The 13,760-nt window shown below is 69.0% G+C and carries 12 protein-coding genes; 2 read left to right on the top strand and 10 right to left on the bottom strand.

The window, feature by feature from the left end:
- Window positions 1-101 precede the first annotated feature (101 nt).
- Complete coding sequence (locus AMY39116_RS0319730) at window positions 102-1,280, top strand: helix-turn-helix domain-containing protein (protein WP_020419364.1); 1,179 nt, start codon at window positions 102-104, stop codon at window positions 1,278-1,280.
- Window positions 1,281-1,304: 24 nt separating this feature from the next.
- Here the strand turns inward: AMY39116_RS0319730 and AMY39116_RS0319735 are convergent, their stop codons facing one another.
- Together AMY39116_RS0319735 and AMY39116_RS0319740 are read right to left on the bottom strand one after the other, a co-directional pair.
- Window positions 1,305-2,177, bottom strand: a complete 873-nt coding sequence (locus AMY39116_RS0319735; protein ID WP_020419365.1) for a hypothetical protein — start codon at window positions 2,175-2,177, stop codon at window positions 1,305-1,307.
- A 1-nt stretch (window position 2,178) separates the two neighbouring features.
- Window positions 2,179-6,204: an AAA domain-containing protein gene (locus AMY39116_RS0319740; RefSeq protein WP_020419366.1), complete on the bottom strand. Its 4,026-nt coding sequence runs from the start codon at window positions 6,202-6,204 to the stop codon at window positions 2,179-2,181.
- A gap of 363 nt (window positions 6,205-6,567) precedes the next feature.
- On the opposite strand from AMY39116_RS0319740, the gene AMY39116_RS46215 reads away from it, so the two are divergent.
- Complete coding sequence (locus AMY39116_RS46215) at window positions 6,568-6,933, top strand: hypothetical protein (protein WP_157358622.1); 366 nt, start codon at window positions 6,568-6,570, stop codon at window positions 6,931-6,933.
- On the opposite strand, the gene AMY39116_RS43255 is transcribed toward AMY39116_RS46215, so the two are convergent.
- The 8 genes from AMY39116_RS43255 to AMY39116_RS0319785 are packed head-to-tail and all read right to left on the bottom strand — an operon-like array spanning window position 6,934 to window position 13,551.
- Window positions 6,934-7,842, bottom strand: a complete 909-nt coding sequence (locus AMY39116_RS43255; RefSeq protein ID WP_020419368.1) for a bifunctional 2-polyprenyl-6-hydroxyphenol methylase/3-demethylubiquinol 3-O-methyltransferase UbiG — start codon at window positions 7,840-7,842, stop codon at window positions 6,934-6,936.
- Window positions 7,839-8,225, bottom strand: a complete 387-nt coding sequence (locus AMY39116_RS0319755; protein ID WP_020419369.1) for a VOC family protein — start codon at window positions 8,223-8,225, stop codon at window positions 7,839-7,841. Before AMY39116_RS0319755 ends, AMY39116_RS43255 begins: the two co-directional genes overlap by 4 nt.
- A gap of 13 nt (window positions 8,226-8,238) precedes the next feature.
- On the bottom strand, window positions 8,239-8,658 hold the full coding sequence (locus tag AMY39116_RS0319760; protein WP_020419370.1) for a heme-binding protein: 420 nt from the start codon (window positions 8,656-8,658) through the stop codon (window positions 8,239-8,241).
- A gap of 10 nt (window positions 8,659-8,668) precedes the next feature.
- Window positions 8,669-8,980: a glycerol dehydratase reactivase beta/small subunit family protein gene (locus AMY39116_RS0319765; protein WP_020419371.1), complete on the bottom strand. Its 312-nt coding sequence runs from the start codon at window positions 8,978-8,980 to the stop codon at window positions 8,669-8,671.
- Window positions 8,980-10,815 (bottom strand): diol dehydratase reactivase subunit alpha, encoded by a 1,836-nt coding sequence (locus AMY39116_RS0319770; protein WP_020419372.1) that lies wholly within the window; start codon window positions 10,813-10,815, stop codon window positions 8,980-8,982. Before AMY39116_RS0319770 ends, AMY39116_RS0319765 begins: the two co-directional genes overlap by 1 nt.
- A 5-nt stretch (window positions 10,816-10,820) precedes the next feature.
- Window positions 10,821-11,411: a propanediol/glycerol family dehydratase medium subunit gene (locus AMY39116_RS0319775; RefSeq protein ID WP_020419373.1), complete on the bottom strand. Its 591-nt coding sequence runs from the start codon at window positions 11,409-11,411 to the stop codon at window positions 10,821-10,823.
- Between the two features lie 11 nt (window positions 11,412-11,422).
- Complete coding sequence (locus AMY39116_RS0319780; protein ID WP_020419374.1) at window positions 11,423-13,111, bottom strand: propanediol/glycerol family dehydratase large subunit; 1,689 nt, start codon at window positions 13,109-13,111, stop codon at window positions 11,423-11,425.
- The gene (locus AMY39116_RS0319785; RefSeq protein WP_235716175.1) at window positions 13,108-13,551 is read right to left on the bottom strand and encodes a diol dehydratase small subunit; all 444 of its coding nucleotides are present in this window, start codon (window positions 13,549-13,551) and stop codon (window positions 13,108-13,110) included. The genes AMY39116_RS0319780 and AMY39116_RS0319785 overlap by 4 nt, the downstream gene beginning before the upstream one ends.
- Between the last annotated feature and the right edge of the window lie 209 nt (window positions 13,552-13,760).

The raw sequence follows: 13,760 nt of genomic DNA on the forward strand, positions 1-13,760 counted from the left end.
CGCTTGCCGGTGACACATTTTCCGCGGCGGGTGCGTTCAGGCGTGACAGTGTCGGCGGGCGAGCGTTGCGTGGTGTGAGCGGATGTGCGTTGATTCGGGACATGGCGACCGGTCAGGCACGGCGACTGTGGCTCTCGCTGCCCGCGGAGCTCGCCCGGCGGTTCCGCCCGCACGCGGACCGGCTGGCGACGAGGATCCTCGACGAGATCCAGCACGCGGTGCCCGAGTACGCCCAGCCACTGGAGGGGCAGTTCGGCGAGGTGATCGTGCGGGCCATCGAACAGGCGGTGGTGAGCTGCCTGGACAGCATCGAGGACACGCGGTCCACACCGGACCGCTGGGGCAAGTTGTTCCACGAGGTCGGCAAACGCGTCTACCACGACGGCGGGAGCCTGAACTCGTTGCAGGCGGCGTACCGCGCTGGCGGCCAGGCGGCCTGGCGGTACGTGTCGAACTTCGGCCAGTCGATGCGGTTGCCGGTGCCGATGCTGTGCGTGAGCGCGGAAGCGATCTTCGCTTACGTGGACGAGATTTCGTCGTACTCCGTGGAGGGTTACACGCTGGCACAGGCACGCGCGACGGGCACACTGGAACGGCGGCGGCGCCGGCTGCTGGAGCTGATCCTTGCGACGCCACCGTCATCGCCCGCGGCGGTGGCGTCGATGGCGGAGGCAGCGCAGTGGACGTTGCCCGAGTGGGTCACCGTGGTCGCACTGGAGCCGCTGACGGAGGAGCAGTTCGCCCCCACCCTCGGCGACGACGTGTTGCTGGACCTGGAAGGCGCCGAGCCGTGCCTGATCACGCCGGACCCGTCCCGGGACCTGCCGGAGATGCCCCACTGGCGGGCAGCCGTGGGCCCCCGCGTACGGCTCTCGGACGCCGCAACGTCCCTCCACTGGGCGCGACGCACGCTGGAGTTGATGAGAGGTGGCGTGATCCCGGCCGCGCAGGTGGTGCATGCGGCGGACCACCTGACGACGCTGTGGTTGCTGCAGGAACGCTTCCTGCTGGACGAGTTGTCGGCCCGGGTGCTGGCCCCGTTCGCGTCCCTGACGGCGAAGCAGCAGCTACGACTGGCCGAGACGCTCCTGGCGTGGCTCAAGTGCAACGGAGCCACCCTGGAGATCGCCCGGTTGCTGGACATCCACCCGCAAACGGTGCGGTACCGGGTGGCGCAGCTGACGGAGCTGTTCGGAGCCCGCCTGGGCGACCCGCAGGAGCGGCTGAAGATGCAGATCACGCTGGAAGCGCACCACTTGCTCGGCACGAAGCCGGAGTAGCCGGGCGATGTCGCTGCACGCGGCTCACACCGGAGGCAGACTGTGCTCCAGGTCGTTGAGCAGCGCCTGGACGGGACCCCAGCAGAGCATGACCGTATCTCCGTCGAACCGCGGCTGCTCGGCCAGCTCCTTGCGCGGGTGGATGAAGTTTCTGAAGTCACGCACGGTGTGCGCGAATGTCGTGGCGTCGAGCTGCACCCAGTCCTTGACGAACGCGGTGTCGATCAGCAGTTCCATGGACGCGAAGTCCGCAGAAACGCGCTTTCCCGAGCGCTTTTCCGCAGGGATCCGCTGACGTACGTCCGGAAAACCGTTCGTCCGCAGGTCATCGTCACGCTCGAGGAGGACCGAGAGCAGCAACCCCTCGATGAACGTTCCGATGCCGATCGTCGCCATCCGGTAGGCGCCGTTCGAGAAGCAGATCCGGGTCTCCTCGACCCTGCCCATCAGCACCTCCACAGTCGCCGGGTCACTGATCAGCTTCTCCAGCCTGCCGCGAAGATCCGGTGGTTCGGCGAAGGTCGGTGCAGATCCGTCCGAGCCCGCCTGCCCGACGACCGGCCGACCGCCAACCAGCGTGACGACAAGGCCTTCCGGTTCGAGTCTCGCGTTGACAACCTCACGGAACTCATTCGCGCTGACCTCACCATCGTCATACTCGACGGGGTCACAAAGCCGGCACAGGAGACGTTCGATCTCGGCCAGGTTCTCGCGCCGCTTCTCCAGTTGTTCCCGGAGCCACGGCACTCGCGGCGAGCCATCGTAATCAGGCACGTCCTCCCACTGCGCGTTCCGCAGCAGCTCCTCGAGTTCATAACCCTTGCGTTCATAAGGACCGCCGATATCGACGATGATCTTCGCCAGACGATCGAGCGTCCGCGGGTCCAACGGAACCATCTCAGTTCTCCTCCTGGTCAGCCAGCCTCTGTGCGACATCGATCGCGGCAGTGAGTCGTTCAACGATCCGCGGGCCGCGGCGCTGGAAACCCAGCTCGGTCATCGCCTGGGTCAACCGCTCGTCACGGCTGAGATGCAAGCGATCGGTCATCAGCCACCGGCACACGTCGATGAGCTGACGTTCCGTGTACTGCTGGATCGACAGCCCCGGAATGACGCGGGGCCGTGGACCCCGCGTGACCGAAACCTCCTCGGCGAGCTGGATGTCGTCGTCCGGGACGGGCGCCTCCTCCACCGGCGCGTCGGCTTCATCCATCGCTTGCTGCCAGGCCGCGATGATTCGCTCAGTCTCTTTGGCGGGATCGGCGAACCAAGCCGACGACCACAACCTGTGGAAGCGCCAGCCGAGTTTTTCCAGGTGCGCCTGCCGCAGACGGTCCCGGTCCCGAGCTGACGGAGCGCGATGGTATCGATCACCGTCGGCTTCGACAGCAAGCACCATACGTCCGGGATGGTCGCGATGCCCCAGCGCGAAATCGATCCAGTAATCCGAGAATCCCCATTGCGGATAGACCGGCACGCCACGTTCGATCAAGGCGTCGTGGATGGAGCGCTCAAAGCCGTTCAGCGGCCGATTGCCCAGCGAACCCACCTGTTCAATCCGCCCGAGCCGCTCAGCGAAGTCCAGATAGCGGCGCAGAAGTTCGGTTCCCGTGACGTCGGGCGAAGGGTCGAGGTCGGCGGACGAGAATGAGGCGACCACGGTCATCCGGTTCTTCGCCCGCGTAACAGCTACGTTCACCCGGCGCTCGCTGCCCTTCCGGTTCAGCAAACCGAAGCTCGTCCGGTTGATCCGCCCCGAAGCGCTGCGCGCCACGCCCAGGCTGAGGATGATCGCGTCGCGCTCGTCGCCCTGAACGCTCTCCAGGTTCTTGACAAAGAACCGGCGGGTGAGTTCCACCTCTTCTGAGAAGAACTCCTCCAGCTCAGGGTTCTCACGACGAGCTTGCGCCAGCCGGCGTTCGATTCGGGCCTGGTGCTTTTCACCAGGTGTGATCACACCGAGGCTTTCGTGAGGCCGCGTCCGCGCGTGGTTCATGATCAGCTCGACGACCCGGTCCACCTCGGCAGGCGCAGAGCCGTCCTGACCTGGCGATGCCTCGCCGTTCACCAATTCCAGTGTGACGGGATTGTCCTTCGCCGGGCCAGGGAAGGTCACCAGCGCATCCCGGTAGATCTCGCGGTTGGAGAAGGAAATCAAGCGCTCGTCAGCACTCCGGTAGTGCCACCTCAGCATCTGGGTCGTCGGGATGACGGATCGCAACGCGGTCAGGATAGATTCGTAGTCACCGAGGTCGTCCTCGTCATCATCCCCGTCCTCGCTGGCGAGGATCCGCTCGAAGTAGGTGGATGGCGGCAACTGCTTCTCGTCACCGGCGACCACCAACTGCTCACCGCGCATGATGGCGGTGATCGCGTCGTGCGGCTGGATTTGGCTCGCCTCGTCGAACACGACCAGGTCGAAGAGCCGCTCGGCCGGAAGCATCCGGCTCACGACCAGCGGCGACATCGCCCAGCACGGCCGGAGAGACAGCAGCACATCCGACGCCTGCTGGACGAGTTTGCGGGTGGGCATGTGCCGGCTCTTCCGGCTCGCCTGTTGCCGTAGCACGCGTGCCTGCTCCGGATACGCGTCACCGGCCTGCCTCGCCATGCGCGCGACCTGCCGCCGCACCCGACGAGCGGCCTGCGCCCGGTGACGTGTGTCCGCCACGCGGAAATCATCGGCGGCTCGGTCCTGACGATCGGGGACGAACTGCCCGAGCTCCCTTGACTGGATCTTGAACTCGTCATCCAGAGACTTCAGCCAAGCACGTCGGAAGGTCTGCCACGCCTGCTCGGCGGTCATGTTCCGCTGGGCGATCTGAGCCAACAGGTCATCGAGCGCCAGTTGCCGGAAGAATTGCAGGTGCGCGTTCAACGCCGGCATCCGGAACAGCATCTGGCCGTCGCCGCGTAGCTCATCGAGCTTGTGCTCGACTTCGTGCGCCGGACCGGGAGTCAGATCAGGGCGTCGAGCGGAAGCCGCGACCGCTGCCAGCTGTGTCCGCAGAGTTTGATAATCGCGCATGACTTCGTCGAGTCCGACCACCTGCGCGGGCACAGTGTGCTGTCCGCCCAGACGATGCCAGCGGCCGCGCTGCTCGAGGACCTGGGTGACCGCGCTGTGCAACGCCGGGCGCTTCACCAGCCCGTGGCGGGACATCGACCTGAGTTGCTTCACCAGCGCGCGACGTTGCTTCCAGGACAGGGTCAGGTGCGGCGCGTACCGATCGCGGACTTTCCGATCACCGGTAGCACAGTGGAACGCATCGAGGTGTGCCCCGAAGATTTCCGGCCCGAAGGCCTCGACGCTCTTCGAGACGTCGTCGAGCAGCCGGAGGACGTGCTCCCAGCTCTCGATGTCCTGGGGAGCGGCCAGCCCTGTTTGCCGAAGCAGGCGGTGCATCCCGTCCTGGCCGCGCCGCAACGTCCCGTCGGCGAGTTGATCGAGCTCGACCAGGATCTTGCGCACATCGTCCTCGGTTCGGACGTCCGCGTTTGCCCAGGGGGTGTCTCCGCGCAGGATCCGCAAACCATCGAGTTCGACGAAGTCCTTCAACCTTCGTTCGACTTCGCGCACCGTGGCCGCGTTCAGCGCCTGCAGGCGGGCGCCGCGGAACACACCAGGCACGCCGTTGTCCGGTGTGTCCAGCAATTCGGAGCGGACCTCGTATGCGCTGATGTTCCACGGGTCCCGGCGCAGGTGCAGCTCACGGGAGTGGTCGAGGAGACGCTGCCGGGACGCCACGAGGCGTTCATGCAGCTCCTCGGTGTCGACGGGCGGTTCTTTGGCGACGCGGTCGAGGCTCTGCGCGAGTTGCTGCGCGATCTCCCGTTTCGAAGCGTTCTGCTGGTGCAGGTCGAAGACGAGACCATCCAGCCCGACGTCGGCGAGCCTGTTGAGCACCGCTTCGATGGCGGCCCGCTTCTCCGCTACGAACAGCACCTTCTTCCCTGTCGCCGCCGCACCGGCGATGATGTTCGCGATGGTCTGGCTCTTGCCAGTGCCAGGCGGACCTTCCACCAGGAGGTGCTGCCCGCCCAGTGCGGTCATGATCGCGCGGTGCTGTGACGAATCGGCGTCCTGGACGAGGTACTCGTCAGCGGGATCGAGCTCGTCGACGCCCGGCGTGTGGAACTCTCCGGCGTCGGCGATCAGCGCTTGCTTCGCCGGCTCGAACCCGGCAAGTGCGGCGACGAGGTCATGCGAGGTCAGCAGTTCGGTGGCGTTCGCGAGATCTTCGACCATCGGAAGTTTGACGTAGTTGAAGGTACCGACGACCACCGCGCGTTCGAACGTGAACTCAATGCCGTGAGCAGCGGCAGCATCGGCTAATCGCGCGTGCAGCCTCTCAGCGAGCTCCACGCCGGTGGTCCCGTCAGCAGCCGACTCGAGGACGTCCTCGAGTCCTTCGACCTCCAGGCCGTAGTGCTCATCCAGCGCGTGGATCAGGACGGGGTTCAGTTCGGCCTCATCGGTCAAGGCAAGCGTGAAATCACTGTCGGCCGCGGTCCTTGAAGTCAACACGAGTGGCCGGAGGAGCAAGGGAGCTCGAAGCGCCGGAACACTGCCCTGCCCGTTCCGACGAGCCGAGGCCCGCACCAGCCCGAAGGCAACCCGCCCGACATCGATGCCCTGTTCCTCATCGAAGATGCGTATCTTGCGGCTCAGGTTCCGCGCTCGTTGACAAGCATCCCGATGCAGTTCCTCATCGGGCACGAGCGCACGCAGCCTCACCTTGGCGCCGGATTCGAGCGCGGCGAGCGCCTCGGCATCGGCCTGACTCAAATCGAGGGTCGCGGTTTTCGTGTCTCGGAAGTAGAGCAACGTATTGCGGTGACTTAGGTCGATCAGCCTCTTCCGCCACTCGCCGACCTTGTTTGCGACAACGGTCAGTCGGCGGGTATCCACCTGCGCGGTCATTCCGCTGCATCTCCCTCGCGAAGACGGGCTTACGGCCTGGGTAGCACTTGGCTCCAGGGCCCGCCGTCCCCCGACGAGCCCTACAGAATGCCAGAGGATCTGCGCGCGGGGAAGCCCCTTTGCCCCCTACTCGCCAGCGTCCACAAGCGGCCACGGTGTTACCGCGAGTGGAGATCGCGCCATCGGCTCCCGGTGTCACTGATCGGCGTTGGAATCACCTGAATGGACGCGACGTTGTGGCCGTTCAGCCCACAGCATGAGATACCGCAGGTCTTCAAATTGCGATGGTCTCTCGCTTAACGGCGGCCGCGGTGGTTGCGATTCACAGGTGTGAAAGCGCGCGTCGCCGGGTTGGTGGCAGCTGTGGTCCTCGCCGCGAGTGCCTGCGGCGAGAAGCCTGCCGCGCCGCCGGCCACGTCCGCACCGCCGTCGACGTCCATGTCCGCGCCGTCCACCACTTCGCCGCGGGTGGCGACCCCGCCGCCCTCGCCGACCCCGGTGGCACCACCGCCGAATTCGTCCACCCACACGACGACCAGGCGCTCACCGCGTGCGGACAGCGGACCCGGCTGCGGCCAGCGGGCTGTCAACGCGGGCCGGTTCAACCCGAAGTGCCCCGAGTACCAGGGCTACCTCGACCCCGGCGGTCCAGGCCGCGGCAAGACCTCGGGCGACCTGCAGCGCGAGTACGCCTGCGAGCAGGGCTACCTCCCGAAGAGCGAGTGCTGACTACTCCTCCAGCCGCGCCAAGTCCTCGCGCAGCAAGTCCCGCTGCCACGGCGTCAGGCGGCGCAGCTGCAGGTCCAGGATCGCCCGCGCCTGTAGCTCGCTGACGCCGAGCACCTCCTGCACCGCCGCCTGCGGGTCCGTCGCCTCCCACAGCGCGTCGACCAAGTCGTGGCGCTGGTCGTAGACCGCCAGCAGCCCGCGCAGCACCGTGGCGCGGTCCTCCCGCGCACGCCTCCCCCGGGCCCGGAAGAGCGCCGTCCGCAGGCCGGACTTCCCGAACAGCTCCGAGTCCTCCGGCTGCTCCGCCATGTCCCGCTGCTCGACCACGTCCAGCTCGCCGAAGATCTCGCGCAGGTCCGCCGCCGAATACGCCAGCCCACCGCCCGTGCTGCCCTGCTCGTACACCTCCGAGTCGGACAACTCGGCACCGCCGTCGCCGAAGCTGACCAGGCCGAAGTACCCGCCAGGCGCCAGCGACCGCCGCAGCATGTCCACGTAGCTCAGCCGGCGGTGCGGCGCCAGGTGGTGGAAGCACCCGGAGTCGTAGACCAGGTCGTACGCCCCGCGGAGGGACACCTCGAAGATGTTCCCGCAGTGGAACCGCACACCGGGCTCCCCAGCCGCCCATTCGATCGCGGTTGGCGATATGTCGACCGCGTCCACGTCGAAGCCCTGCGCGGCCAGGTACCGCGCATTGCGCCCCGCTCCGCAGCCCACGTCCAGCGCGCGCCCCGGCTCGATCAGGCCGCCCTCGATCCAGGCCACCAGGTTCTCGTCCGGCTTGTCCGCGCCGAACGGCACATCCCGGTCCGCGTGGAAACCGTCCCACCCGCCGCCGCGGACGCCCGGCGCCACCATCCCGTCCAGCAGCCGCAGCACGTCCTCCAGCGAGCGGATCTCCCGGCTCACCGGTACGTGCCGAAGGTCCAGAGGTTGCCCTCCGGATCCTCGATCGTGCAGATCAGCGACTCGGCCCCGGAACCGAACCGGGCGTGCTGCGGCGGCTCCAGGACCGAAGCACCCGCCGCCCGCGCCCGCTCGTACACGCCCGCCACGTCGTCCGTCACGACGTACACCGCGTTGCTGCCCGCGCGCATCCGCCCGTGCACGCTCTCCACGTGTTTCGTCCCGCCGAACACCAGCCGCCCGCCGCCGGGCCAGCTCACCTCGGCGTGCACCACGTCACCGTCGTCGTCCCGGGCGGCGACCTCCTCCGTGAACCCCAGGACGTCGACGAGGAACCGCAGCGCCGCCGACGTGTCGTCGTAGTGCAGGATCGGCCATACCGTCATGCCCCGGACTCTGTCAGCGGCGCCCCCGCTTCGGCAAGGCCGCCACGCCCGCCTCGGCCACCTCGGTGTCCTGCTCGACCGAGCCCGCACTGACCCCGACGGCCCCGACCACCTCCCGGCCCCGCACCAGCGGGATCCCGCCGCCGAAGATGACCAGCCCGCCGTTGGTCACCTCGATCCCGTACAAGGGCGCGCCGGGCGCCGCCGCCTCGCCCAGCTGAGCCGTCGTCATCTTCAGCAGCGCGGCCGTGCGCGCCTTGCGGATCGCGATGTCGATGCTGCCCAGGATCGCGCCGTCCTGCCGGGCGAACGCGATCAGGTGCCCACCGTCGTCGACGACGGCCACGTTCATCGGCTGCCCGATCTCCTCGGCCTTCGCCAGCGCGGCTTCGAGAACCGGCTGGGCATCGGCCAGTGCGAGACGTGGTGCCACGTTTTCTCCTTCACTTGAGCGGAATCCCGACGACCATGCGGGCCGCGTTGTGTCCGAGCACCCGCGCGCTGGACAGCGACCCGGTCAGCGCGGGGGAACCGGCCGGGCGTTTGGCGTGGTGGACGCACACCTCGTCCGCGACGCCGATCCCCACATCCAAAGAGGACAGCCGAGCAGCGGCATAACCGAGATCAACAGCGTCCCCTTCGGACACCTCCTCGACCACCAGCGGCACGCCCTCCTCCTCCATCCCGGCACGGATCTCGCGCAGCGCGGGCGAAGTCACGTCCAGGCACCGCACCACCACCGCCGGCCCCTGCATCAGCCCGCCGTTTCCAGCGAAACGTCCAGCGCGTGGCTCGCGACCAGCCCGGTCGCCACCGCATTGCGCGGCCCCTCGCTGCCGCGCACGTTGCCCGTGCCGCACACGATCCCCATCCCGGCCACCGCTTCCGCGATCATGTCCGGGATCTCGAAGTCCAATGCGGACCCGCCGAGCACCACGACGAACCCGATCTGCCGCAGGTTGCCGCCCGGCGCGACCTGCTCCAGCGCGCGCAACGCGTTGACCACGAACACCTTGTGCTTCGCCGAGCGCCGCACCTGGCGGATCTTCTCCAGGTTGTGCCGCGTCGGCACCGGCCGCATCCCGGCGTCGGACAACACGACCACCCGCGCGAACGCCTCCGCGGGCAGCGGTTCGTCGAAGAACCGCGCGGTGCCGTCCTCCATCCGCACGTGAAAGAAGCTCTCGGCCTTGGCCAGCGGGTACTTCTTGATGTCCTCGGCCAGCTCACGGTTGTCCAGGCCGAGCTCGGAGTCGATCAGCTTCGTCACCAGGTCGCCTGCCCCGGCCAGGTGCACCGAGCGCACCACCCCGTCCCCGGCCACCGCGGCGTCGGTGGACCCGCCGCCGAGGTCGAGGATCGCGACGGGCCGCCCGGTGCCCGGCGTGGTCAGCGCGCCGAGCACCGCCATGTCGGCCTCGACCCCGCCGATCAGCACCTCGACACCCAGCGCCTCACGCAACTTCTCGGCGAGCAGCCGCATCGGGCCGCGGCTGGTGCGCACCATCGCGGCCAGCGCGACGGCGTTCTCCAGCGCGAACTCCCCGGCCAGCGCGCCGGTCACCTCCTGCGGCACGAACGTGTCGACGGCCAGCACGTCCTGGATCCGCACCGCGCCGACCGCGGTGCCGGTCAGCTCGGACATCGTGTCGCGGACCCGCGCGAGCATGCCGCCCACGTGCGTGCCCGCCTCGCCGGTGGCGTCGGTCAGCGGCCGGACCCGCCGCAACGTCGCCATGATCTCCGCGGCGCCCGCGTCGATCTCCACGGACCGCTTGACCTGCTCACCGATCAACGTCAGGCTCCCGGCCGGGATGCGCCGGCCGGTCACGTCCCCGCTGGGCGTGCGCACGACGACCGCGGACCGGTTGCCGACCAGCGCCCGCGCGACCGGCGCGATCATCCGCGTCTGCTCGGCGTCGAGGTCGAAGACGGTCGCGATGCCGTAGGAGTTCGACAGGGTCCGGATCGTCCGCCCCGGCTCGGCCACCTCGACCGCGGCAGGCATGCCGAGCGGCACCTTCTCCACCAGCGTGACCTCGTCGACCACCGGGATCGGCGCGGACAACCGGTTCGCGATCAACGTCGCGTCGTCGGCGTGCACGATCGCGCCGGTGACCTCGACGCCACGCGCGACGGCCTTGTTGATGCCCGCCGCCGCGTCCTCGAAGTCCACTCCGGACCCGACCACGCAGATCACCTTCGAGCCCGGTGCGCAGTCCGGCAGCGATCCGAACGCGACGGTCTCGCCGACGCCGAGTCCCGCACCGCCGGGCGTGTCCGGGTTGTGTCCGATCATCGTCGACTCGGTCACGATCGTCTCGGTGATCGTCTCCATCGCCAGTCCGCTGATCACCGGCGTGGCCTCGTTGACCAGCACCGCGCTCAGCTCGCGCACCGGCCGCCCGGCGGACGACAGGGCTCGCCGCACGACCTCGACGACCCCGGGCACGTTGTCGGTCGTGCCCTTCACCCCGGACGTCGGCGTGAGCGCGCCGGACAGGTACGTCACGCGCCCGCCCGGCCCGATCTCGGCGACGCAGGCCTCCGTGGTCGAGTTCCCGATGTCGACGCCAACCACGAGCGCCATGGCGATCAGCCCGCGTCGGCCAGCTGGATCCGCACGTCCAGCTCGACGGGTCCGGCGCCGGGCACCACGAACTCGGTCTCCTTGATGTGCAGCAGCGCCGCCTTCGCCTGCCAGCGCGGGCGGGCCATGAAGTCGTTGCGCGCGGGCACCGGCTCCGGTGACTCGCCCTTCGCGTAGCGGGCGGCGTTGCGGCCGACCTTGCGGAAGGTCTCCAGGTCCATCAGCGGCGCCTGCGGGAACAGCTCCAAGTTGGACAGTCGCACCAGGTCCTTCTGGTGGATCATGGTGGTCCCGCGGGACAGCACGCCGACCGCGATGCCCGACCCGGACAGCTTCGCCGCCGCGTGCGCGATCACCGCGAGGTCCGAGCCGCCGCGGAACCGGATGACCCGCGCGTGCACCCCCTGCTCCTCGATGCCGGCGAGCAGCTCGCGCAGCACCTCGGCGTGCGGGATGTCCACGATGGTCTTGGTGAAGAAGTCGCCGAACGCGGGCGACAACCCGATCACCACCTCGTCGCTGCGCGTGCCCGGCCCGGCCGGACCGCGCTCGTCGAGGGTGAGCGTGCGCCGGCTGCCCACACTGGTGTCCGTCATGGCACTCCTCCTCAGACGACTTCCTGCTCCGGGTTCTGCGCGCTCACCACGTGGCGCAGACGCTTCATCTCTTCCCAGCGCGCCCCGGTCGGCCGGTAGCCGCTGCCCGGGCCGGCGTAGTCGTTGACGTCGTTGATCGCGGACAACGTCTCCAGCTCGGGCGTCAGGATGGCCGAGGTGTGCAGCAGGTCCCCGGACACGCGCTGCCGCAACACCGCCAGCAGCGACTCGGCCATGTCGGTGAAGCCGGCGCCGTCCAGGGCCTTCACGATGTCCACCCCGGTCACGCCGCGGTCCATCACCGACTGCGCCGCCTTCAGGTCCTCCAGCACGTCCCGCAGCGGCAGGTCCTTGCTGCCGTGCGCGTAGGTGACCGCCTCGACCTCCTTGTCGGTGATCGGCGGCAGGTCCAACTGGGCGAACACGCCCTGCAGCGCGCGGGCGGCGCGGTTGCGGGCGGCGAGGATCTCCGCCTCCGGCACGTGCCGCAGGCCGCCGTCGACCTGGAGGTCGCGCTGCAGCACGTTCCAGTCGTCGTAGTCCTCGGCGTCCACATTGGATCCCGCGAACATGTTGTCGTAGTTCGGCGTCGACGAGTAGCCCGAGCAGACGAAGTCGGTGCCGGGCAGCAGCTGCGGCAGCAACCGGGCGACGCGGCGCATGTCCGAGTGCGAGAACGACTGGTCGTTGCCGGAGGCGCACTCCAGGTCGACCATGCTCGCGATCAGGTTCTCCGCGAGCACCGCGCGGATCCCGGCCGGCACCGCGCCGGGCACGCCGATGCAGCTGATCGAGCCGTTCTGCAGGCCCTGCACCCCGGCGCCCTTGGTCACCAGGATGCAGCGGATCTCCAGGTACAGCATGGACTTGCCCTCGGCGTTGCCCATCTGCACCTCCGACCCGGTGCCCGAGGTGAACCGCATCTTGATGCCGCGCGAGGCGTAGGCCGAGGCGAGGAACGCCTTGGACCACGGGGTGTCGTCGCCGTCGCAGAACACCGGCTCGGTGCCGTACACCGAGATCGTCTCGGCGTATGCGGTGATCCCGCGCATGCCCAGCTCCAGCTCGGTGGCCTCCTCCAGCGCGCACTGGGTCAGCACGCCCGGCGTGCCGGCCTGGGCGCCGACCTGCAGCGCGATCGCCACCAGCGGCGCGTACCGGACGACGCCGAGCGTGGTCTCCAGCTCCCGGAAGCCGCGCAGCGAGGCTTCCGCGGCGTCGGCGGCGACCTGCACCGGGTTGTCCCGCGCGCTGGTCGCGTGCGCCTGGTTCGCCGGCGTGCGGCGGGCGCGCATCTTCTGCAGCGCCATCATCATCTCGACCACGTTCATGGTCTTGACGACTTCGAGCAGCTTCGCCGGGGTGAGCCCGCGGGTCAGGGCGAGCACGTCCTGCCGGGTGGCGCGCGGGTCGACCAGCAGGTGCGCGATCTCCACCGCGGGCACGGCCATCGCGTGCTCGGTGGCCTCGACGTCGATCGCGTGGTCGGCGATGAACTGGTCGAGGAAGTCGAACTCGGCCCGTGGCTTGCCGTCCATCTCGACGATCACGCCGTCCTCGACGCGCACGCCCGGTTCGGGGTCGTACGGGCTGTCCATCGCGACCATGCCGACCTCGGGCCACTCCTCGACGAACCCGTCGAGGTTGACCGGCCGCTGCTCCAGAGCCTCGGTCCGCTTCGACCGTCGTGCGCCCGTCATCGGCCGTCCTCCCGTGCCAGGATGTCGCGTCGTTCGTAGACGTCGGCGGCCTCGCGGACGAGCTGCGCGCACAGCGTCGCGGAGTACTTGGACTCCAGCTCGTCGGCGATCTCGCCGAGCTTTGCCTTGGTGGAGGCGCGCGGCCGGAGCGAGTTGTAGATCGACAGCACCAGCTCGTCGGGCAGCGCGGTCAGCTCCGCCGCGCGGCGGAAGTTCTGGGCGAGCTGCGGGCGGCCGACACGCTCGGCGATCTGGGCCTGCAGGCGCAGGGTCTCCGGCGCGATGCGCAGGTCCTCCGGCGCGACCTCACCGGCGAGCACGGCCGCCATGGTGAGCTCGTCGAGGCGTTTTCCGGTCGGGGTCTTCAGCAGTTCGGGGCGCCGCGCCGCGAGCGGGTAGTCCCGGCCCGGGTCGAGGTCCACCTGGCTCGGAGTAGTCACGGGCCGGACCGTAAGCGGCGTCACGTTGCATCAACGTTGCACGTCACGGGCCGAGGTGAGCGGCGACCCGGCTCGGCGAACCCCCACTCGGCTCGGCGAACCCCACTCGGAGGAACCGCACCCCGCCACCCGGCGGCGGGCACACCGGCACCGTGGCGGCTGCTCTCGGCGGCGGGCTCGCCGCTGCGGACGGCGAGCCGCCCGGCCCG

Source organism: Amycolatopsis sp. ATCC 39116 (genome assembly GCF_000231075.2).
Classification (GTDB): Bacteria; Actinomycetota; Actinomycetes; order Mycobacteriales; family Pseudonocardiaceae; genus Amycolatopsis_E; species Amycolatopsis_E tucumanensis.

Excerpts from the sequence above, each read along its gene's own strand:
- AMY39116_RS0319765 (WP_020419371.1), bottom strand. The coding sequence starts at position 8,980 with ATGCAGGGGCCGGCGGTGGTGGTGCGGTGCCTGGACGTGACTTCGCCC.
- AMY39116_RS0319755 (WP_020419369.1), bottom strand. The coding sequence starts at position 8,225 with ATGACGGTATGGCCGATCCTGCACTACGACGACACGTCGGCGGCGCTG.
- AMY39116_RS0319780 (WP_020419374.1), bottom strand. The coding sequence starts at position 13,111 with ATGACGGGCGCACGACGGTCGAAGCGGACCGAGGCTCTGGAGCAGCGG.
- AMY39116_RS0319735 (WP_020419365.1), bottom strand. The coding sequence starts at position 2,177 with ATGGTTCCGTTGGACCCGCGGACGCTCGATCGTCTGGCGAAGATCATC.
- AMY39116_RS0319775 (WP_020419373.1), bottom strand. The coding sequence starts at position 11,411 with ATGACGGACACCAGTGTGGGCAGCCGGCGCACGCTCACCCTCGACGAG.
- AMY39116_RS0319770 (WP_020419372.1), bottom strand. The coding sequence starts at position 10,815 with ATGGCGCTCGTGGTTGGCGTCGACATCGGGAACTCGACCACGGAGGCC.
- AMY39116_RS0319740 (WP_020419366.1), bottom strand. The coding sequence starts at position 6,204 with ATGACCGCGCAGGTGGATACCCGCCGACTGACCGTTGTCGCAAACAAG.
- AMY39116_RS0319730 (WP_020419364.1), top strand. The coding sequence starts at position 102 with ATGGCGACCGGTCAGGCACGGCGACTGTGGCTCTCGCTGCCCGCGGAG.